The following is a 21656-nucleotide window of genomic DNA, read 5'->3' on the forward strand; positions in this document are numbered from 1 at the left end:
GAATTGGGGTTTATTTGGGAAATGCACTAATTATTAGCTATTAAAATTTCAGTTAAGATTAGATTTTTTCGTTGTTTGCCTTGATAAAATCAGTTATTAAATAGCCAATTAGTTTTCCTATTAAATTGTTATTTGGAGAATCGGCTAAATCTGGCGCGCCTTCACAGATATGCAAATAAGTAGCATTTTTATGTTGTCCAAAGAAAGATACAAACTGTCGCAATTCTTCTACAGAAAAACCACTAATTGTCATAGCACTACTGGCAATATTTGGAATGGCATCCAAATCGATTTCGATACCAAAAGAATCATTTTTTATGAAATCTAAGGCCATAATCATTTCCTTGTTGAATTCTTTTTCTTTTCGAATGTTTACGCTGTCGTAAGTGTTATAGCGAACACGATCTTCTAATTTTTTAATGATGTCAAGAACGCTTTTTGAAGTATAATTTTCATGTAAACCAAAAATGAAATATTTTTTCAGGAAACCTTCCTCATAAGCATAAGAAAAACCATTTCCGCTATGGCGACCTTCTAAAATTCTAAAATCAGAATGTGCATCAAAATTAATGGCATTTATAGGTTTTCCTTTGGCTAAAGCTGAACCTTTTATATTTCCGTAAGCATTATTGTGGCCTCCTCCAATAATAATCGGTGTCTTTCCTGCTTTTATAATGGTGAAAATAATATGAGATACTTCTTTATCGATTTTTTCTACCAACTGACTTAATTTTGATCTATCGTCGATATCATTAAAATCCAGATTTTCAACATCGCGCATTTCCTCAGCAACATTTATTTGGCCCAAAACAATGATCTGGCTGCCTTTGCAAAAACGATTATGCTGAATATTAGCAATACTTTTTATAGCACATTGCCATGCCGATGCCGCTCCGGGTCTGCCGTAATTTGCACGCACACCAATATCTTCAGGAATTCCCAAAAGCACATATTTAGCCTCACTTTCTTTTAGAAAAGCAATCTTGTCTGCTCCTTTCGGAATGACAATCATCTTCTCTCCAAACTTTATTTCACCACTTCTGTGATTGGTGACTTTTGCTAAATCATTAACAGTAAAAGGAATTAATTTCTCCATAAAAAAAAATATTGTTCAAAAATAATATAATTGTATTAACTTACGTTATTAGGATATATTAATTCTTAAATTTGTTTTTAAAGAAAATTATTTAAATATGGAAAACCCAAAGAACAACAACTCAAGTCTAAAAGCGGTAATCGCAGTTTTAGCAGTCCTACTGATTGGTAGCTTAGTGTATATTTTTAAATTATCTTCTGATACAGAAGTAGTTAAAACAGAGCTTACAACCACCATGACAGAAAAAGAATCTGTTATGAAAGATTTACAAGAATTAAAAGCAACTTATGATGCTGCTATTGCTGAAAACACATCAATGTCTGATGAGTTAATTCAGGAAAGAGACAAAGTAGTAGCTTTAATGGATGATTTGAATAAATCTAAAGGTGATGTATCTAAATACAGATCTCAGGTTCAGGCAATGCAAGGCAAAATGAAAACTTTAGTTGCTGAAAACGACGAGTTGAAAAAACAAAATGGTGTTTTGACAGTTCAGAGAGATAGCACTATTGTGGTTTTAGGTGAATCTAAAAAATACAACGAAGTATTAGTTGGTCAAAACGAAGAATTGGCTAAAACAGTTGAAAAAGGTTCAAAATTATCAGTTTTAAATACTAAAACTATTGCTTACAAAGTAAAAGGTTCTGGTAAACAAGTTGAAACAGATAAAGCAAGCCGTGCAGACGTTTTAAAAGTTAGTTTTACAATTGCTGAAAATTCAATCGCTAAATCGGGAGATAAAACGTACTATGTACAAGTTATCGATAGTAAAAACAATGTTTTAGGAGATAAAAAAACGGAGACTTTTGGAGACAATACTCTGACTTACAGTTTTAAAACTACCGTAAAATACGAAAATAAAACGGTACAGGTTTCTGAAGACTTAATTGGTAAAGATTTCGAAAAAGGAACTTATTTTATCAATGTTTTTGACAATGATGAATTAGTTTCTAAAACTAGTTTTACTTTGAGATAATACGTCCAGAGGGAATAAATACCACTAAAATATTAAAGGTCTGTGAAGTTTTCACAGACCTTTTTTTATATGAAAGAATTTTAAATTTTAGTTCAGAATTTCTCCTTCCAGAAAAACGTTCTCAATTAAATTACTTCCGAAAGCATATGGAATTTGATAATAAGATGAAATTGGTTTCGTCATTATTAGATTGGCTTTTTTTCCTTTTGTAATGCTTCCATGGGTTTCCGAAAGTCCCATTGCATAAGCGCCATTTATAGTGGCAGCGTTGATCGCTTCTTCTGGTGTCATTTTCATTTTAATACAAGCCGTTGCAACCACAAAATTCATATTTCCGGATGGAGTAGAGCCAGGGTTGAAATCTGTCGCTAAAGCTAAAGGAAGTCCCGCTTTTATCATTTCACGTGCAGGAGTGTACGGAATACTTAAAAAATAAGAACAGGACGGTAAAGCTACAGGCATTGTTTCAGTATTTCTTAGAGCATCAATGTCTTCCGGGTTCATAATTTCGAGATGATCGACGGAAAGGGCCTTAAATTTGATTCCAGACTGGATTCCTCCAATAGAGTTGAATTGATTCACGTGGATTTTTGGCTTTAAGCCGAATTGAATTCCGGCTTGCATAATTTGTTCTGTTTCTTCTACAGAAAAATAACCGGTTTCACAGAATACGTCAATATAATCGGCAAGTTTATTTTGAGCTATTTCAGGAAGCATTTTCGTTATAATTTCATCTATATAACCTTGCTTGTTTTCTTTATAATGTAATGGGAACGCATGCGCTCCTAAAAACGTAGCTTTTATTGCAATTGGATAATTTTCTGCCAGTTTTTTAATAACGCGTAGCATTTTTAGTTCACCTTCAACAGTAAGTCCATAACCAGATTTTATCTCAACAGCTCCAGTTCCTAAACGCATAACTTCTTCTAGTCGAAGTTTTGATTGTTCGTAAATTTCTTCTTCAGAAGTTTCGTTGAGTTTTTTAGCCGAATTTAAAATTCCGCCACCGCGATTCGCAATTTCTTCGTACGTAAATCCGTTGATTCTATCTACAAATTCCTGTTCGCGATTTCCTGCATATACAATGTGTGTGTGGCTGTCGCACCAGGTTGGAAGAACTATTCGTCCAGTTGCATCAATTATGGTGTCTGCTTTAATTTCAGGAAGATTTTCCATTGATCCGAAATCTTCAATTAAATTATCTTTTAAAATTAAAAAAGCATTTTTAATAGTTGGAAGAATGGCCATTTCAGCTCCGGAAACTTTAGAAATTGAAGTTTCACGAACCTGAAGCAATTCTTTTATGTTGATAATTAAAGTTGTCATATTTTGATATTGTTATAAAACACAAATTTGCTTCGCCTGTTCCCATACGGTCGGGTCACAAATTATCACGAACCAATTCGCGAAATCTGTGAAATTCGTGTTTTTAAAAAATTATGTTTTATTCTGAAACCGTGATTTCAAACATTTTGCTCCAGTTTTTACCGGTTACAAAAATGGTTTTTGTTTTAGGATTGTAAGCGATTCCGTTTAAAACATCATCTTTGGTTATATCTGTCATAAATTTACGTAAACCTGACATATCTAAAATTCCTTCAACAGCACCTGATGTAGGATTTACAACAGCAATTGCATCTTTAAACCAAACATTAGTATAGATTTTTCCGTTTATCCATTCTAATTCATTAATTGCTTTGATTTTTGAAGTTCCAGAATAGACATTTACATAATCAATCATTTTTTGAGTTGCAGGATCCATTTTCCAGATCTTTTCTGTTTTATCAGTTTGATAAATATATTTTCCGTCATTTGTCATTCCCCAGCCTTCTATATCCTTGTCGTAAGTAAAAGTTTTTTCGAGTTTAAGCGTTTTCGAATCATATATAAAGCCTGTTTTATTTTGCCAGGTTAATTGAAATAATTTACCGTTGATGAAAGTGATTCCTTCTCCAAAATATTTCTTATCTAAATCTATTTGGTTGTAAATTTTTCCTGTTTTGTAGTCGTATTTTCTTAAATACGAAGCGCCTTCTTGTCCCGTACTTTCATACAATGTATCATTGTGAAACTCTAAACCTTCAGTAAAAGATTTTTTGTCATGCGGATAGGAATGAACAACATTGTACTTTAATAATTTCGGCTCGAAATCAGAAACCAATTCAATTCGTTTTGTAGCATCTGAAGAATCTCCATCAAAATAAACAGTAGCTTTTAGATATTGGTACCCCAATTTTTGATCTAATAATTCATATCTAAATTCTTCAGTACCTTTCGTACTCCCAACTCTTTTGTCGTTTATGAAGTAGGCAACGCTATCAATTTCTTTCGATTTTGGGTTTAAAATCCCAATTGTAAGCACTTCTTTTTGCGTAAAATGAGCCGGAAACGCAGAATCATCGATAGTAAATAAAGAATTTTCACCTTTATTTTTATCTCCACACCCAATTAATGTCATTCCTAATAAAATGACAGTTAGGAAGTTATATTTTTTCATAGTTTAAAATTTGAATAAGCCAATATACAACGATATTTTTATAGCAACAAAGCTCTTGCAAAAATATAAAAAGATTGTATATTTGCACCGGCAAGTCCTACACGACCAGCTCCTGCAGACTCCCCCAGGATGGGAACATAGCAAGGGTACGTGGTTGAGCGGTGCGATGTAGGTCGCTTGCCATTTTTTTTATTTTTAGATTTAATACAAAAGTAGTCTTCTTCCTTCGGGAGGATTTTTTTATTTTTGGACCTGTCGTAAGTTAGAAATTATGTGAGAGGTTAAGTTATCTCTTATATTCAGCTCTACTCATAGACCATCACGTTTAACCTATAACATTTAACATCTAACCAAAAATGAGTAAAGTCGTTTTAATAACCGGAGGATCCTCAGGGATTGGAAAATCTATTGGAGAATTTTTACATAAAAATGGTTTCGTTGTTTACGGAACAAGTCGTAATCCTGAAAAAGTTCTTAATTCTGTTTTTCCATTATTGACTTTAGATGTTCGTAATACAGAATCGATTCAGTCAACTGTTGCCAAAATTATTGAAATTTCAGGGCGATTAGATGTTGTAATTAATAACGCTGGAGTTGGAATTACCGGACCATTAGAAGAAATTCCGATGGAAGAAATCAAAAACAATTTTGAAACCAATTTTTTCGGACCAATAGAAGTAATGAAAGCTGTTTTACCACAAATGCGTGAGCAAAAATCGGGTTTGATTATAAATATAACTTCTATTGCCGGCTATATGGGATTGCCTTACAGAAGTGTTTATTCGGCCTCAAAAGGAGCTTTAGAATTGATTACTGAAGCTTTACGAATGGAAGTGAAGTCTTTTGGGATTGAAATTACAAATGTAGCACCAGGTGATTTTGCTACAAATATTGCTTCAGGACGTTATCATGCCCCGGTTATTCAAGGTTCTGCTTATGAGAAGGTATATGGAGATACCCTTGCAACAATGAATGAACATGTTGATGCGGGAAGTAATCCGAATGAAATGGCTGAAGCTATTTTTAAAATTATACAACAGAAAAGTCCCAAAGTGCATTATAAAGTTGGTGTTTTTATGCAGAAATTTTCGATTGTACTAAAACGTGCTCTTCCAGATAAAGTTTATGAAAAAATGTTAATGAATCATTATAAGTTGTAATTTTGCACCGAAATTGCGTGAAGGATAGAGGCTTTTGTGAGTAAAAGATATAGCCGAAAATCCTCCCGATAGCTATCGGGATTGGAACACGCTCAAATAATCAACACAATTAATTTAAATATATTATGAAATTTTTTATTGATACAGCTAATTTAGAGCAAATTAAAGAAGCACAAGCATTAGGTGTTTTAGACGGTGTAACAACGAATCCATCATTGATGGCAAAAGAAGGTATTACCGGAAAAAACAACATTTTAAAGCATTATGTTGACATCTGTAATCTTGTGGAAGGTGATGTAAGTGCCGAAGTAAATGCATTGGATTATGATGGAATGATCAAAGAAGGTGAAGAACTAGCTGAATTGCATGATCAAATCGTAGTGAAATTACCTATGACTAAAGAAGGTGTAATGGCTGCGAAATATTTTTCTGATAAAGGAATTAAGACAAATGTAACACTTGTGTTTTCAGCTGGCCAAGCTTTATTAGCTGCAAAAGCCGGAGCAACTTATGTTTCTCCTTTTATTGGTCGTTTAGATGATATTTCTACAGATGGTTTAAATTTAATCGAAGAGATTAGATTAATTTATGATAATTACGGATACGAAACTCAAATTTTAGCAGCTTCTGTGCGTCATACTATGCACATTGTAAATTGTGCTAAAATTGGTGCAGATGTTATGACTGGTCCTCTTTCTGCAATTGCAGGTTTGTTGAAACATCCATTAACTGATATCGGATTAGCTCAATTTGTTGCTGATTTCGAAAAAGGAAATAAATAATACCACTTCAATACGAAGTACAAACGCCATCTTTCTTGTAAAAGATGGCGTTTTTTTTTCTATTTTTATTCTTAAAATAACCTAAATATGAAAAAAGTACTAGTAATGTTTGTGTTTTTAGTAGCTGGTTTGCAGGTAAATGCACAGGCGAAGGTTTTAAAATCAGTAAATGAAGCTGGTGATGTGGCTACTTTTGAATTAGATTGTACGGTAAAATTTCAGACACTTGCCAAAGGGTTGCGTTATAATATTACACGTCATGAATTTAAAGGTCCGGAAATGAAAAATTCTTACCGATTATTGTTGGTAATGGATGGTTTTTATTCTAAAACATTGAATAAGGAAATGACTATTTCAGCAGTCTTAAGTGATGGAACTGTAATTGAAGCCAGAAAAATAATTGAAGATGATGGTTTTTTTGATGGAGCGTGTACTTTAAAAATTAAAGACCCTAAGGCGCTTTTAGAAGCAAATATAGACAAGGTTATTGTTCATGCTGATAAAGAAGTTGTTTATACATTATCGGAACAAAATAAAGTAATTTTTAAGAAAAATTTGAAGAACATCATGACAGAAAAATAAAATTCATGCATTTTGTTTTAAACATAAAAAAGTCCCGTTTCACATTGTAAAACGGGACTTTTTTCTATATTAATTTGAATTAGTGACCTCCGCCACCGCCTTCAACATGATTAATTCCTTGTCTTTTTAATATTTTAGGACAATAGAAACCATAGAATCCTAAGTATGCAAAACCAATTAATGGAACGATATAAGAGAAATGTGTCCATGTGATTCCGAAAATTCCTTCTGGACTGGTCAAATCAATATCACAGATGCTTCCCTGAATCAAAGGAATAACTCCTCCTCCAAGAATCATCATAATTAGGAATGAAGATGCTTTTCCTGTATTTTTTCCTAAACCTGCAATCGCTAAATCGAAGATAGAAGGCCACATGATAGATAAGAATAAACCTCCGGAGATAAAGAAGAATTTAGCAATTGAAGGATCTGGACAAACCAAGCCAATCAACATCATTAATACACCTGATATACCGAAAAGCATTAAAGTCTTTCCTGCATTTTTACCTCCAACAAAACTTACAGCGATAAATAGTAAAATCCAGATTGGATAGATATAAAATGAAGAAACGTCATGTCCGGCAAAAATATTAGCTCCAATAATTACTCCAAATGCGATAGCAGGAACAATAAATTTAAGTGCTGTGTTTACCAGATTTGAAGTGTTGAAAACGTTTACCCCACCATTCCAACGGCCAATCATTAAACTTCCCCAGTAAAGGGCTATAAATGGAGCAATGGCATCTTCTAAAACATTACCAAATTCAGCGGTATGTAATAAAGCTGGTAAATTACTAATGATGGTTACTTCAGTTCCAACATAAATGAAGATACCTAACATTCCTAAATATAGTTGTGGGTAATCTAATATGGTGAATTTTTCGTGTGCTACTTTAACCACTTCTTCCTCTTCTTTTGCAGGATCTTCAATTTTTGAAAAGTTCATGAAAATAGCTACAGCAATAAAAGCAAGACCTAAGATGATAAATGGTAATTTAATATCTTCTAATGAAAGTGAAGTTTTTTTGTCATCTCCCATTCCGAATAAAGCAATTCCTAAAAGAATAGCTCCAATAGTTGTTCCGAAAGAGTTAATACCTCCTGCCAATGTTAAACGGTGCGCTCCTGTTGCAGGACTTCCCATTTTAATAGCTAAAGGATTGGCAACAATTTGTTGAATTGAAAATCCTAAACCAACAGTAAACAAAGCAGTTAAGAAGAAAGGAAAGCTTTCCATTGTTGCTGCCGGAATGAATAAAAAGGAACCAACAGCTGAAAGAACTAAACCAGCTGAAAGTGTTTTTTTGTATCCAAATTTTTGTAAAACATCTACTTTTAGAGAAACTAAAAAGAAGATTATCGATCCTACAAAGTAAGAAACGTAGAACGCCCAGGCTACTAATTGCGATTGTACCTGAGATAAGGTAAATACTTTTTTGAATACTGGAATTAAGATGTCATTGGCAGATCCAACAAAACCCCAAAAGAAGAAGACGATTATCAATGAGATAAATTGCCCCCACTTGGTTTGCACATTTTCTGAACTCATAATTGTAATAAGGTTAATTTTTTAATTTATTGTTTTTTGAAGACCGTAAATATATTTGTTAAGTATATCAAAAAAAAATAAAAAGGCACAAATAATGTTAAATTTAAACCAACAACATCATTTTTTCAACAAAGTGTTAATTTTTACCTAGTTAGAAAACGAAAAATGAAATAGTATTTTATTCAAGAATTTTGGTTTTTACATCTTTGCTATAGTTTCGACCAATAGGAATAGTGTAAGATTGTATCTGAATACGATTTCCTTCAATAGATTTTACCTTATTTAAGGCAATTACATAAGATTTATGGATGCGAAGGAAGCGATCTGCAGGTAATTCTTCAGATAATGATGTTAAAGATTTGTGTGTAATATAGGTTTTATCAGGTGTAACGACCTTGATGTATTCCTTCATTCCTTCAACAAATAAAATCTCTTCAATATTAATTTTCATCATTTTTTTATCAACCTTAATAAAAATATGAGAGTCACCTTTTGTGGTTTCTACCTTAATATTGTTCTTTAAATTATATTCAGTAGTGATTTTATTTATGCATTTTATAAATCTTGGAAGCGGAATAGGTTTTACCAAATAATCTAAAACATCAAGATCATAACTTTCAGCAGCAAATTCTCTAAAAGCAGTTGTAATAATTACTTTGGTTTTGTTTTCGATCAGACTAATTAATTCAAATCCAGTCATCATTGGCATATTGATATCCAAAAATACTGCATCAACAGTTGTGCTGTTTATAAAATCAAGCGCTTCTAAAGAATTATTGAATGTAGCTATAACTTCAAAATCAGTAAAATTATTGAAATAATTTTGCAGGACTTTGATAGCTAATGGCTCATCATCAATCAACACGCATTTAATCTTCATTATGAATAGGTATTTGCAAACGGATTATATAGTAATTCAATTTTGTCGTTTGTTTTAAGCTGAAATTGTTTTTGTAAATTAACTTCAATCTTTTCTTGGTGTTAGTTAATCCAATTCCACCTTTTGAATTAAGATTTTGTGAAATTACAAAATTATTTAGGATTTCAAAATCTAACATTTTATTATTGATAACTTTACAATTGATCTTAATTTTTAAGTTTCGATTGTTCAAACCACCGTGTTTAAAGGCATTTTCGACCAGCGAAATGAATATTAAAGGGGGTACAACAATGTCTTCAATATTAGACTCTAAGTTGATTGTAACTTCAACATTTTCAAAGCGTAATTTTTCAATTTCAATGTAATTTTGAATATAATCTATTTCTTTAATTAAAGGAACAAATTTGGTTCCTTTAACATCATACAAAACATATTCCATCAAATTTGATAATTTAATGATAACGTCCGGAACCTTATCTGACGATTCTAAAGATAAAGCATATAGATTATTTAATGTATTGAAAAAGAAATGCGGCTGAATCTGGTTTTCAAGATATTTTAATTTGATTTTGAATTGATTCTCCCGTAGCGACCTGTTTCTTTCACGCTCACGCAACCAGGTTAAAGTCAGATAAACAGATGAAGCCATTGCCAAAACATATAATTCACCAATACAAACCGCCACAATATGATTGATCTCAAAAGGGTGATATTCACGATTGGCTTCTGGCCAGATATTTTCAGATATAATATAATAGGTAAGTGCTGTTTTGAGTAAATAAATCGCAAATAAACTTAGTAGCAGAGAAAATGTATAGGTGATATACTTCTGTTTTAGTACGTAACGTGGAACTAAAACAAACAGATTAAAATATACTAAAGGAATATGCAGCGAGAACTCAACTAAATTTGATTTGAATGAATAAGGATAATCATTGAAATACGCTCCCCATCGTAAAAAGTTCAAAGTAAAGTAACTGCCCCAAAACCAAAAATGATTTTGAAGTTTTATGTCAAAGTTTAATTTTTGAATATCGTTCAACTTAATTAATAAGGGATTAGTGGTCTTTGTTATTCTGCTATAATATTCTGCAACTTTAAACAATTAGTTGTTAAAACGCAATTCTTTTGAATAAAATTTTATAAAAATTGTCATTTTGTCGATTATTTTTTTAAGACAACGTTTTCGCAAAACATAATGTTGAGTGTTTTATGTCGTTTGTTTAAGGTTTGGTGTTGTTTGTATAAATTGTTTTATTTATGTTAATTTTAACAATAAATTTATCGCTTAACTAAAAAAAACCATGAAAAAATGAAACAAATTATGTTAATCTTTATGATTTTTCTCACTACGCAAGTTGCACTTGCACAAGTGAAAACAATCAAAGGTTTAGTAAGCGATCAAAACGGATTGCCGTTGCCAGGAGTAACTGTTATAGTTCAAGGCACAAAAACAGCAACTCAAAGTGATTATGATGGTATATATACGATACAGGCATCTCCAGGAGATGTTTTGGTTTTCTCGTATATAGGAATTAAAACTAAAGCTGTAACTGTTACAACAGCGACTACATTAAATGTTGTGCTAACTGAGGATGCGCAAAACTTAGAGGAAGTTGTCGTTACTGCATTAGGTATTAAAAGACAAAAGAAAGAACTGGGATATGCAGTTCAGGATGTCAAAGGAGATCAATTAAATAAAGTAATTACAACGAATGTTACAACTGCGCTTTCTGGTAGAATAGCCGGTGTCGATGTTTCGATTCCTGCAACTGGAGTAGCCGGAAGTACAAGGGTTATTATTAGGGGTATTTCCAGTATTGGTGAGAGTAATCAGCCACTTTATATTGTAGATGGTGTTCCTATTGATAACGGAGGTTTATCAAATGATAGCGCTGCAAATAGTATGTGGTTTGATGGAAGAGATAATGGAGATGGAATTTCTGGTATTAATCCGAATAACATTGAAAGTTTAACGGTATTAAAAGGTGCAGCTGCTGCAGCTCTTTATGGCTCAAGAGCATTAAATGGAGTAATTTTAATTACAACTAAAAAAGGTAACAAAGGAAAACTTCAGGTTGAATTAACCAGCGGCGTGAGTTTTGATCGAGTAAATGCTAAATATTCAGATTTTCAAAGTGAATATGGTACAGGATCAAATGGTGTATTGCCAGATCCTTTGAAATCTCCTACAGAAATTTATGGATATACTACAAATGCATGGGGACCTAAGTTTTCTGAAACAGTTGGACAACAAGTAAAAATATTTGATGGTTCGATGAAACCATATGCAAAAGTTGAAAATAATATTCAGGACTTTTTTGGAACAGGGTTTACCACTACAAATGGAGTGGCATTATCTGGAGGAAATGAAAATGCATTCGTACGTTTTGGTTTCAACAATTTGAAAAATGATGATGTTATTCCAAATTCTGGTTTGGAAAGAAATGACGCCAGTTTAAATGCAACTTTAAAATCAGAGAAATTTACTTTAGATGCCAATGTAAATTACATTGCCGAGAATACCAATAATAGACCAGGTTTAGGAGATTCTCCTAATAATGTTGGATATTCATTGAGTGGATTGGCGCCTAATATTGATCAGGCCTGGTTAAAAAATTATAAAAATGAAGAAACTGGGGAAATTTATAAATGGAACAGTAATGTTTATCAATTGAATCCTTATTTTACTACACAAGAAAATCATAACTCTTCCGTAAAAAATCGTTTTATCGGAAATGTTGCAGGAACGTATCAATTAAAAAAATGGGTTGCCTTAACTTTTCGAACAGGTTTAGACACTTATGCTTTTGGTGCTAAAGATTTTATGGCTGCAGGAAGTACCTGGCCAGGAAGAGATGAAGGATATCTTGGTTTAAATAATATCAATGTCTCAGAAATGAATACTGATTTAATTGCAACTTTCAGCAATATAAAATTAGCAACAGATTTTACTTTTTCCGGAATTTTGGGAGCAAGTAGAAGAGATTTTAGAAGAGAACAAAATTCAAGATTTGGAACTAAAATTATTGAACCGGGAACAGAGTACATTAGTAATTTTGTAAATCAAACAGAAAATGCTCCTGTAGAAACAAAAACAAGAACAAATTCAGTTTATGGTTCTGCAAAGTTTGACTATAAAGGTTATCTATATGCTGAGTTTACAGGTAGAAATGATTGGTTTAGTGTAATCAATAAAGATGCATTTTATCCTGCAGCTTCATTAGGTTTTGTGTTTTCAGATGCATTTGGTATTCAGAGTGATACGTTTAGCTATGGAAAATTTAGAGCATCATGGGCGCAAGTTTCAAATGCACCGGGTGCTTACAAAAATGCATTAAACTATACTACTTTTGCTTCCTACAATGGTCAGAGTGTTGTAAATATTAAAAATACAGCAGCCCCTAATCCCGATTTAACTTACCAATCTAAAACTGGAATTGAGTTTGGACTTGAAACGGCTTTCTTTAAAAACAGATTAAAAGCTGATATTACAGTATATCGTGAAGATACTTCTGACCAAACACTGGATTTACCTTCATCTTCAACTTCTGGATATGAATTTATTTCTGTAAATGCCGGAGAATTAAGAAACGAAGGTATCGAGATATTTTTATCAGGTTCACCAATTAAAACTAAAGATTTTGAATGGGGAATTGATTTGAACTTCTCAAAAAACAAAAACTCAATACTTTCTTTACATCCAGACATTAATACTTACACCATTTCTGATGCACGTTGGGCAGGAGCTTCTATCGTAGCAAAAGTTGGTGGTCAGTACGGTACTATTATGGGTAGAGATTTTTTAAGAAATGAAGCTGGAGAAAAGGTAGTAGCTGCAAATGGTTTGCCTTTGTTTACTGATGAAAAAGTAGCATTAGGAAAAGGACTTCCGGATTGGGCTGCAGGTTTAACTAACAGATTTAGCTATAGAGGTATTACACTTCAATTTCTGATAGATATGAAATTTGGTATGGATGTTTATTCGATGACCAATTCAGTTGCTGCAACAAAAGGACTTTTAGATGTAACTACTGAAGGTAGAGATGAATATAATCATGCAAGAGCAGCAGCAGTTGCCAGTGATCCTAACTTTAGTCAGGGAACATGGATTCCTACAGCTGGTTATGTAGCAGAAGGTGTTGTAAATACAGGAACAGCTGCAAATCCGGTATATGTAAAAAACACTACTCCTGTTAATCCACAAGATTATTGGAACACAGTATTCAACAATTCTCCTGCGCCATTTATTTATGATGCTTCTTATGTAAAATTAAGAGAGGTTAGTTTGGGATATAGTATTCCGAAAAGTGTTTATAGTGGAGCAAAAATAAATTCAATTTACATTTCGGCATTTGCGAGAAATTTATTGACATTTAATAAAGACCTTCCAAACGTTGATCCGGAATCAATGTATACTTCCGGAAACGGACAAGGATTTGAATATGGGGCATTACCATTTAGAAGATCTTATGGTTTTAATATTAAAGTTGCATTCTAAAAAAAGAAATTATGAAATTTAAACATATAATAATAGCCACACTCATATTGTTTATTGTAGTAGGCTGTACCGAAAATTTTGACGAACTGGAAAAAGATCCGGTGGCATTGTCTGCAAATCCAGCCGGACAACTTACGTTTACCCAATTATGTATGTCGGGAGATGGATTTTATCAGTGGAGAACCAACTTAATTTATTCCGGTGGTTTTGTACAACATTATGCAGGAGCATGGAATGTAACTGAATTTGGTAGCAAATTCAAAAAAAACGATGGATACGCAACTGCATTATGGAGAAATGGCTATCAAAACGAATTGAAAAATGTTGTTGATATCCTTGAAAAAACAAGTGGTGATCCTGCGGCTGTAAATATGAATGCTGTTGCTAAAATCATGAAAGTAATGGTAGCACAGCGTATAACTGATATTTATGGTGATATTCCTTATTCTGAAGCTGGATTAGGCTTTTCAAAAGGAATCGTAACTCCTAAATATGATAAACAAGAAGATATTTATTCTTCGTTTTTTAAAGATCTGGAAGAAGCGAACAACCAATTAAATGCTGGTGGCGGACTAGTAAAAGGCGATTTGTTTTATAATGGAGATATCGCTAAATGGAAAAAATTGGCGAATACATTAAGATTGCGTTTGGGAATGAGAATTTCTGAGGTAAAACCAGCCGAAGCTGAAAAACAAGTTAAAGCGGCTTTACAAGCAGGCGTGTTTGAAAGTAATCTTGACAATTGTATCATGAAACATTTAGATGCCACATTTAACGATGATCCGGCTTCTATTGATTTTAGAGGTAATGGATTGGCATATGCCCTTGTGGGTAACGAAAATGGAGATCACTTTAGTACTTTAGTTATAGACTTTTTAAGAGATAATGGAGATCCGCGACTTCCAATGCTGGCAACTCCTAAAACAACTAGTAGTCTTGCCTGGGGTGCACCATTACAACCAGGTGAAACACAATATGAAGGAGTAAAACCAGGACTTTTTCAATGGGAAGTTCCAATGGGCGCAAGTTCAACTTCAGGAATTCAAGATTATTTTAAGAAAAAAACAACTCCATTTTTGCATGTAAGTTATTCAGAAACACAACTATTATTGGCTGAAGCAGCTTTTAGAGGCTGGGTTTCAGGTTCTGCCGCAGATTATTATAAAAAAGGGGTTGAAGCAGGTATAAAACAATTAGAGATTTATGGTGCAACACCGGCAACACCGGCAAATATAAATACGTACTTAACCGCTAAGCCATTAGTGGCAGGAAAAGAAAAAGAGCAAATTGCTACGCAGCTATGGATTACATATATATTTAATAGTATTGAAGCGTATTCAAACTGGAGAAGAACAGGATTTCCAAAATTAATTCCAATAACCAATGCAGATTCTGAAACAGGAGGTGTTACACCAACACGTTTGTATTATCCTAATGATGAAGCACAGAAAAATGAAGTGAATTATAAGGAAGCTTTATCAAGAATGGGTGGAACTAATGATTGGTTAAATAAAGTTTGGTGGGATAAAAACTAAAAAATATCCCAAATAAGTTATGCCTAATAAGGTGCTATTTTCATTCTAATTAAAATTAAAAACAAAAGTTTAAATTAAAAATTATGATAAAAAATAAAGCCTTATTAGGCATCCTTTTTTTTATATGTTCTTTTTTTTCGGCCTATAGTTGCTCTACCCAAAAAGAAAACGATTATGAAGAGTCGAAAAGTAAAACAGCGAGAGTGGTTGGTTATTTATCTTCGGATAATTTTAATAAAATGCAGTCGATTCAGTTCTGCAAATTGACACATTTAAATATTGCCTTTGCAAATCCCGATAAAAATGCCAACATAAATTTTAATGGAAATATTGATGAGGTAATCAAATATGCTAAATCTGTTAACCCTAATATTATAATAAGTATTTCGCTCGCAGGCGGAGTTTTATCACAAGAACAGGCAGCCAATTGGTCGTGGTTAATAGATAAATCTGAAAACAGACCTAATTTGATTCAGAATATTATAAATTTTGTTGAGCTTCATCATCTGGATGGAGTTGATGTTGACCTGGAATGGGATGCCGTAACAACTGGTTATAGTAGTTTTGTTATTGAATTAAGAAAAAGTCTGACTGAACATAAAAAGTTAATGACAGCAGCATTACCCAATAATTCTCGTTTCGATAATATAAATTCTGCAGCATTAAATGCCTTTGATTTTTTAAATATTATGTCCTATGATAGTACCGGACCGTGGACACCAAATAATCCCGGACAGCACAGTTCATTTACTAATGCACAAGACGGAATCAATTTTTGGCACAAACTACAAAATGTTCCAAGCGAAAAATTAACACTCGGAGTACCTTTTTATGGTTATAATTTTACTTATGCAAATGTAACCAGTGCTACTTTTAGTCAAATTGTAGAAGCAGGAACTCAATATGCAGATCTGGACGAAATAGGAAAAATATACTATAACGGAAGACCTTTAATTGCTCAAAAAGTTGAATTTGCTTCAGAAAATGCAGGAGGTATTATGATTTGGGAGATAGCTCAAGACTCATTTGGTGAATATTCTTTATTAGATGTAATTCATAAAAAATACTCCCATTTAAAATTTAAAACTACGGGACTTTGCGGCAATTAAAATAAATATTCTGATTCTTCATTTGAAAAATATAGATGTTATCTATAAAAAGAATTGGTTTAGAAAACCAGAATTATTGAGAATGTATAAATCTTGTTAAATAAAATATAATTTTCTGTGTAACTATCAGGTGTTTAGTGATTTATTGAATGTTATTTTTTTTTATTAAAAAAGTTAATTTAGTGAATAAAATATCCATTAGTGTTGAAAATAGTGATGTTTATTTAAGTGAAAACGTTTTCGAAAAACAGATTATTGATTGTTTTATGTCGTTTGTTTAAAATTTATTGCTGTTTGTATAATATATTTTTTTTAACAATACCTTAAGAATAATTTTACACCATAACTAACAAAATAAATAAACATGAAAAAAATTTTCTTAATCTTTATGATTGTTTTTACGGCGCAAGTTTCTCTTGCTCAGGTAAAAAATGTTAAAGGTGTGATTACGGATTCTGACGGGATGCCATTGCCAGGGGCATCTGTTGCAGTACAAGGAGGTCAAAAAGGTGCTACTACCGATTTTGACGGTTTGTACTCAATTGAAGCACAAAAAGGACAGACATTAGTTTTTAGCTATGTTGGTCTTGAAACGCAAAGTATAGTTGTAGGTGATGCTACTACAATTAATGTGAAAATGAATACGGCATCTACTAATGCATTGAATGAAGTTGTAGTAACTTCTTTAGGTATTAAGAAAACAAGAAAGTCTTTAACTTATGCAGCTCAAGAGCTTAAAGGAGAAGAGTTGACAAGAGTGAGAGACGCTAACCTTATTAATACTATCGCAGGTAAAATTGCCGGTGTTGCTGTAACTAAAAGTTCAAGCGGAACTGGAGGATCTACAAAAGTTGTAATTAGAGGAAATTCTTCAGTAACAAACAATCAACCTTTATATGTTATTGATGGTATTCCGTTGTATAATGGTTCTTCAAGCCAGCCAAACGATAGTTTTGGTAGTACATCTACAGGAAACCGTGATGGTGGTGATGTTGTTTCTCTTATTAACCCAGATGATTACGAAGGTATGACTGTATTAAAAGGTGCTGCTGCATCTGTATTATATGGTAGCCAGGGAGCAAATGGAGTAATTTTATTATCTTCTAAAAAAGCAAAAGCTGGTAAACCAAGTCTTACAGTTTCATCTGTAACAACTTTTGAATCAGCTGCATATTTGCCTAAATTTCAAAGTGATTATATTGCCGCTCCAGGTGCTGATGAATCATGGGGTGCTGCAGGAAAATCAAAAGATCATGTAAAAGATTTTTTTAATGTTGGAAACACGCAAATTACTTCAGTAGGATATTCAACTTCTGCTGACAATTCTTCTACAGCATTTACTTATTCAAATACTTCAGGAACAGGTATTATGCCAGGAAATAGTATTAAGAAAAACAATTTTGGTATTCGTCAAACAGCGAAATTCTTTAATGATAAACTTCTTTTTGCAGCAAACGCTAATTATACTACTCAGAATATTGAAAACAAACCAGTAAATGGATTTTATTTCAATCCTTTGACAGGAGTTTATTTGATGCCAAGAGGAAATGATTTTGATTATTATAAAAATAATTATGAAGTTTTTGATCCAAACAGAAACTTAATGGCGCAAAACTGGATGACAAACAGAGATATTATGCAAAACCCATATTGGGGTATAAATAGAAATAAATCTGTAGATAAAAACAATTTCTTTAATGGAGCGTTATCTTTGACTTATAAAGCTAATAATTGGTTAAGTATTGCAGGACGATACAGCTATAATAGAGCAGAGAATGCTTTTGATAAAAAAATATACGCAACTACGCAAGGTACAATATCTCACATAAATGGTAGATATTATGTAGAAGATGCATTAAGCACACAACGTTATGCTGATTTAATCGCTACTATTAATACAAAATTCAGCGATGATTTTACTTTCAACGCAAACATTGGTACGAGTGTTACTAATACACTAGGAAACCAAAAAACTATTTTGGATTCAGGAATTAGTGCAGGATTAAAATATGCTAACTGGTTTACATTACAAAACTTCAATAATAATGCAGGAAATTACCAAACTATAGATTCAAGAAAAGAAGTACAATCTATATTTGCAGCCACTACTTTTGGATATAAAGAAATGTTATTCTTAGATGTTGCAGCAAGAAATGACTGGTCATCAACGTTAGCAAACACTTCTAATCCTAGTTACTTTTATCCATCTGTGGGTATAACAGCTATTATTAGCGAAATGGCAACAATGCCAGAATGGATTAACTTTGGTAAAGTTCGTGCTACATATGCAGAAGTTGGTAATGACGTTGCTCCATTTGTAACTACTCCAACTTATTACTACACTCCGGGTGTTACAGATCCAAAACCAAAAGTTGCTCCAAAAGAAGGAACATCATTGAAACCAGAATTGAAGTCAGAGTATGAGTTTGGTACAGAATGGAGAATGTTTAACAATAGATTTACATTCGAATTGTCTTACTATAATTCAGAAACTAAAAATCAATACTTACAAGTTGTTGCACCAAAAGGAAATTCTCAAGGAGTTGATTTTTACGGTATCAATGCAGGTAGTATCGAAAATAAAGGTTTTGAGGCAGTTGTTACAGCAGGAATTATCAGAGGAGAAAAATTTTCATGGGATTCAAGTATTAACTATTCGCAAAATAAAAATAAGGTAAAAGAAATTCCTACTGAATTAGGAGGTAGAGTTAACTTGACTGAAGCGGGTGTAAATAGCTACAGATATGCTTTAATTGAAGGAAAACCATTTGGGGTTATTGAAGGTATTAACTACAAAAAAGATGCTCAGGGAAGAATGTTGTTAAATGACGATGGAACAATTCAAAAAACTGATTTTGAAGAAGTAGGAAATTCTAATCCTGATTTTATGTTAGGTTTTTCTAACTCATTCAAATTAGGTTCTTTCTTCGCTAATGTATTAATCGATGGTCGTTTTGGTGGTGAAGTAATGAGTTTGACACAAGCACAGAATGATTCTTTTGGAGTTTCAAAAGCTACAGGTGATGCAAGAAATGCAGGTGGTGTTAGTGTAAATGCAGTAAGAGCAAGCGATGGAACTCCGGTTTCAAGTATGGATGCTAAACTTTACTATACACAGGTAGGTGGTAGAGCAGGAATCACAGGAGAATACGTTTACAGCGCAACTAATGTTAGTGTTAGAGAGCTTTCAATAGGATATAATTTCAGTGCTAAAAAATTACCATTTATTCAGAGTGCAAGTATTTCTTTAATTGCAAGAAACTTATTTTTTATCTACAAAGATGCACCGTTTGACCCAAATATTGCATTAAGTACAGGCGAAGGTTTACAAGGTGTTGATATTTATGGATTACCATCTACAAGAAGTATCGGTCTTAATTTAAATGTAACATTCTAATTTTAAAAACATGAAATTAAATACAATAAAAAAAACAGCTATCTGTATATCATTACTCGCAGCAGTAGGTTGTACAGGTGATTTTGAAGATATTAATACCAATCCAAATGGTATTACTCCTGAATTATTCGAGCAGGATTTTAATCATATTAAAGGAGGTTTTGCTCCAATGTTTAATAACATTTATGTATTCACTCCAGATTGGGTTTATCAGTTACAGCAAAATTTAAATAGTGACATATGGTCTGGTTATATGGCTACACCAACAGGCTTTGAAGGAGGTATAAACAACACAACTTATGCGTTGGTTGACAACTGGAATGGATTTATTTGGGATTATGCTTACAGTAATGTAATGTTTAATGCCTATGATATTGCCCAAAAATCTAAAGGCAAATATGATCAGTTTTATGCTTTATCTTTAATATTGAAAGTAGAAGGTATGCATAGATTAACAGATACTTTTGGACCAATTATTTATTCAAAATTTGGAACGACAGATTCAACTATTGCATATGATTCACAACAAGAGGTTTACAATCAAATGTTTGCTGAATTAGATGTAGCCGTTGCTGAATTGACTAAAAGAGTAGATGCAGGTGAAGCTTCATCTTTTGCATCAACTGATATGTCAGGTTATGGTGGAGATTACAAAGCATGGGTAAAGTTTGCAAATACTTTGCGCCTAAGATTAGCAATGCGTGTTGTTAAAATTGACCCGGCATTGGCAAAAACACAAGCTGAAAAAGCGGTGGCTCATAAGTTTGGAGTGTTTATGACAAATGCTGATTTATTTAAAATTGTTTCTCCGGTTTACACTAATCCAGTTGCTACAATTAGTGATTCTTGGTTAGATATCCGTATGTCAGCAGATATGGAGTCAATCCTTGGTGGATATAATGATCCAAGAATAGCTACTTATTTTGAGACTTCAACTCAATTTCCAGGACAATACAAAGGTGTTCGTACAGGAATTGACATCGCTGCAAAATCCGATCACCAGAATTTTTCAGGAATTGGATCTGTTGTTAGAGCTAAAGAGATAGTTTTAATGACTACTGCCGAAGCTTATTTCTTAAGATCTGAAGGTGCATTAAGAGGATGGAACATGAATGGGACAGCCCAGGATTTGTATGAAGCAGGAATTAAAGCTTCATTTGAGCAAAGAGGTGCTTCAGGTGCAGCGGCTTATATTACTGATAATACAAAAACAGCAAAAGCTTACGTAGATCCTAATTTTCCTGTAAATAACTCTCCTGCAGTTAATAATGTTACTGTTGCGTGGGATGCTGCCGCAACTAACGAAGTTAAATTGCAAAAAATTATTACTCAAAAATGGATTGCTGGTTTCCCGGAAGGACAAGAAGCCTGGTCTGACTATAGAAGAACCGGATATCCTAAACTTTTCCCTGTACTTAAAAACTATAGTGGAGGTAAAATCACTACTGAGTTTGGTGCACGTAGAATCAACTATGTTAATTCTGAAAAAGCTGGTAATGCAGGTGGTGTCGCTACCGGAGTTGCAAAACTGGGTGGTCCTGATAATGGAGGAACCAGAGTTTGGTGGGATGTTAACAAAGCAAACTTCTAAG

At 33.0% G+C, this 21656-nt stretch carries 15 protein-coding genes and 1 other RNA gene; 10 read left to right on the plus strand and 6 right to left on the minus strand.

The window, feature by feature from the left end; all coding sequences use genetic code 11:
- Nucleotides 1–58: 58 nt before the first annotated feature.
- Nucleotides 59–1096, minus strand: a complete 1038-nt coding sequence (locus AC1RRN_RS06585) for a formimidoylglutamase (RefSeq protein ID WP_492966543.1) — start codon at nt 1094–1096, stop codon at nt 59–61.
- Nucleotides 1097–1193: 97 nt separating this feature from the next.
- Between AC1RRN_RS06585 and AC1RRN_RS06590 the strand changes: the two genes are divergently transcribed.
- On the plus strand, nt 1194–2072 hold the full coding sequence (locus tag AC1RRN_RS06590; RefSeq protein ID WP_492966544.1) for a DUF8428 domain-containing protein: 879 nt from the start codon (nt 1194–1196) through the stop codon (nt 2070–2072).
- A gap of 87 nt (nt 2073–2159) precedes the next feature.
- Here AC1RRN_RS06590 and hutI read toward each other — a convergent pair whose 3' ends face one another.
- Nucleotides 2160–3398 carry an imidazolonepropionase gene (hutI, locus tag AC1RRN_RS06595; protein ID WP_492966545.1) on the minus strand — a complete coding sequence of 413 codons (1239 nt, stop codon included), beginning with the start codon at nt 3396–3398 and terminating at the stop codon, nt 2160–2162.
- A gap of 118 nt (nt 3399–3516) precedes the next feature.
- Complete coding sequence (locus AC1RRN_RS06600; RefSeq protein WP_492966546.1) at nt 3517–4569, minus strand: glutaminyl-peptide cyclotransferase; 1053 nt, start codon at nt 4567–4569, stop codon at nt 3517–3519.
- Between the two features lie 88 nt (nt 4570–4657).
- Between AC1RRN_RS06600 and ffs the strand changes: the two genes are divergently transcribed.
- The 4 genes from ffs to AC1RRN_RS06620 all read left to right on the plus strand — a co-directional run bounded on the left by ffs (nt 4658) and on the right by AC1RRN_RS06620 (nt 7093).
- Nucleotides 4658–4755: signal recognition particle sRNA small type (gene ffs, locus AC1RRN_RS06605), an RNA gene on the plus strand.
- A gap of 170 nt (nt 4756–4925) precedes the next feature.
- A complete protein-coding gene (locus tag AC1RRN_RS06610; protein ID WP_492966547.1) occupies nt 4926–5729 on the plus strand; it encodes an SDR family oxidoreductase in 804 nt (267 codons plus the stop codon).
- A gap of 125 nt (nt 5730–5854) precedes the next feature.
- Entirely contained in the window at nt 5855–6511 is a 657-nt protein-coding gene (gene fsa, locus AC1RRN_RS06615; protein ID WP_492966548.1) for a fructose-6-phosphate aldolase, read from the plus strand.
- Nucleotides 6512–6598: 87 nt separating this feature from the next.
- Nucleotides 6599–7093: a hypothetical protein gene (locus AC1RRN_RS06620; protein WP_492966549.1), complete on the plus strand. Its 495-nt coding sequence runs from the start codon at nt 6599–6601 to the stop codon at nt 7091–7093.
- A 79-nt stretch (nt 7094–7172) separates the two neighbouring features.
- Here AC1RRN_RS06620 and AC1RRN_RS06625 read toward each other — a convergent pair whose 3' ends face one another.
- The 3 genes from AC1RRN_RS06625 to AC1RRN_RS06635 form a co-directional block, all read right to left on the minus strand.
- Entirely contained in the window at nt 7173–8642 is a 1470-nt protein-coding gene (locus tag AC1RRN_RS06625) for an MFS transporter (RefSeq protein ID WP_492966550.1), read from the minus strand.
- A gap of 178 nt (nt 8643–8820) precedes the next feature.
- Nucleotides 8821–9522 (minus strand): LytR/AlgR family response regulator transcription factor, encoded by a 702-nt coding sequence (locus AC1RRN_RS06630; protein ID WP_492966551.1) that lies wholly within the window; start codon nt 9520–9522, stop codon nt 8821–8823.
- A complete protein-coding gene (locus AC1RRN_RS06635; protein WP_492966552.1) occupies nt 9512–10564 on the minus strand; it encodes a sensor histidine kinase in 1053 nt (350 codons plus the stop codon). The genes AC1RRN_RS06630 and AC1RRN_RS06635 overlap by 11 nt, the downstream gene beginning before the upstream one ends.
- A gap of 270 nt (nt 10565–10834) precedes the next feature.
- Here AC1RRN_RS06635 and AC1RRN_RS06640 point away from each other — a divergent pair, with 270 nt between their 5' ends.
- The 5 genes from AC1RRN_RS06640 to AC1RRN_RS06660 all read left to right on the plus strand — a co-directional run bounded on the left by AC1RRN_RS06640 (nt 10835) and on the right by AC1RRN_RS06660 (nt 21655).
- Entirely contained in the window at nt 10835–14023 is a 3189-nt protein-coding gene (locus tag AC1RRN_RS06640; protein ID WP_492966553.1) for a SusC/RagA family TonB-linked outer membrane protein, read from the plus strand.
- 11 nt (nt 14024–14034) lie between these two features.
- The gene (locus AC1RRN_RS06645) at nt 14035–15558 is read left to right on the plus strand and encodes a SusD/RagB family nutrient-binding outer membrane lipoprotein (protein ID WP_492966554.1); all 1524 of its coding nucleotides are present in this window, start codon (nt 14035–14037) and stop codon (nt 15556–15558) included.
- 83 nt (nt 15559–15641) lie between these two features.
- Nucleotides 15642–16667, plus strand: coding sequence for a glycosyl hydrolase family 18 protein (locus AC1RRN_RS06650; RefSeq protein ID WP_492966555.1), 1026 nt, complete (start codon nt 15642–15644; stop codon nt 16665–16667).
- Between the two features lie 364 nt (nt 16668–17031).
- Nucleotides 17032–20064, plus strand: a complete 3033-nt coding sequence (locus AC1RRN_RS06655; RefSeq protein ID WP_492966556.1) for a SusC/RagA family TonB-linked outer membrane protein — start codon at nt 17032–17034, stop codon at nt 20062–20064.
- A gap of 10 nt (nt 20065–20074) precedes the next feature.
- Nucleotides 20075–21655 (plus strand): RagB/SusD family nutrient uptake outer membrane protein, encoded by a 1581-nt coding sequence (locus tag AC1RRN_RS06660; protein ID WP_492966557.1) that lies wholly within the window; start codon nt 20075–20077, stop codon nt 21653–21655.
- Nucleotide 21656 lies beyond the last annotated feature (1 nt).

Source organism: Flavobacterium sp. GW821-FHT11G01 (assembly GCF_058808175.1).

What these genes read in the sequence shown, in the direction of transcription:
- AC1RRN_RS06630 (WP_492966551.1), bottom strand. Translation starts at nt 9,522, where the DNA reads ATGAAGATTAAATGCGTGTTGATTGATGATGAGCCATTAGCTATCAAA.
- hutI (WP_492966545.1), bottom strand. Translation starts at nt 3,398, where the DNA reads ATGACAACTTTAATTATCAACATAAAAGAATTGCTTCAGGTTCGTGAA.
- AC1RRN_RS06625 (WP_492966550.1), bottom strand. Translation starts at nt 8,642, where the DNA reads ATGAGTTCAGAAAATGTGCAAACCAAGTGGGGGCAATTTATCTCATTG.
- AC1RRN_RS06590 (WP_492966544.1), top strand. Translation starts at nt 1,194, where the DNA reads ATGGAAAACCCAAAGAACAACAACTCAAGTCTAAAAGCGGTAATCGCA.
- AC1RRN_RS06600 (WP_492966546.1), bottom strand. Translation starts at nt 4,569, where the DNA reads ATGAAAAAATATAACTTCCTAACTGTCATTTTATTAGGAATGACATTA.
- AC1RRN_RS06650 (WP_492966555.1), top strand. Translation starts at nt 15,642, where the DNA reads ATGATAAAAAATAAAGCCTTATTAGGCATCCTTTTTTTTATATGTTCT.
- AC1RRN_RS06620 (WP_492966549.1), top strand. Translation starts at nt 6,599, where the DNA reads ATGAAAAAAGTACTAGTAATGTTTGTGTTTTTAGTAGCTGGTTTGCAG.
- AC1RRN_RS06645 (WP_492966554.1), top strand. Translation starts at nt 14,035, where the DNA reads ATGAAATTTAAACATATAATAATAGCCACACTCATATTGTTTATTGTA.
- AC1RRN_RS06655 (WP_492966556.1), top strand. Translation starts at nt 17,032, where the DNA reads ATGAAAAAAATTTTCTTAATCTTTATGATTGTTTTTACGGCGCAAGTT.
- AC1RRN_RS06585 (WP_492966543.1), bottom strand. Translation starts at nt 1,096, where the DNA reads ATGGAGAAATTAATTCCTTTTACTGTTAATGATTTAGCAAAAGTCACC.
- AC1RRN_RS06640 (WP_492966553.1), top strand. Translation starts at nt 10,835, where the DNA reads ATGAAACAAATTATGTTAATCTTTATGATTTTTCTCACTACGCAAGTT.
- fsa (WP_492966548.1), top strand. Translation starts at nt 5,855, where the DNA reads ATGAAATTTTTTATTGATACAGCTAATTTAGAGCAAATTAAAGAAGCA.
- AC1RRN_RS06610 (WP_492966547.1), top strand. Translation starts at nt 4,926, where the DNA reads ATGAGTAAAGTCGTTTTAATAACCGGAGGATCCTCAGGGATTGGAAAA.
- AC1RRN_RS06660 (WP_492966557.1), top strand. Translation starts at nt 20,075, where the DNA reads ATGAAATTAAATACAATAAAAAAAACAGCTATCTGTATATCATTACTC.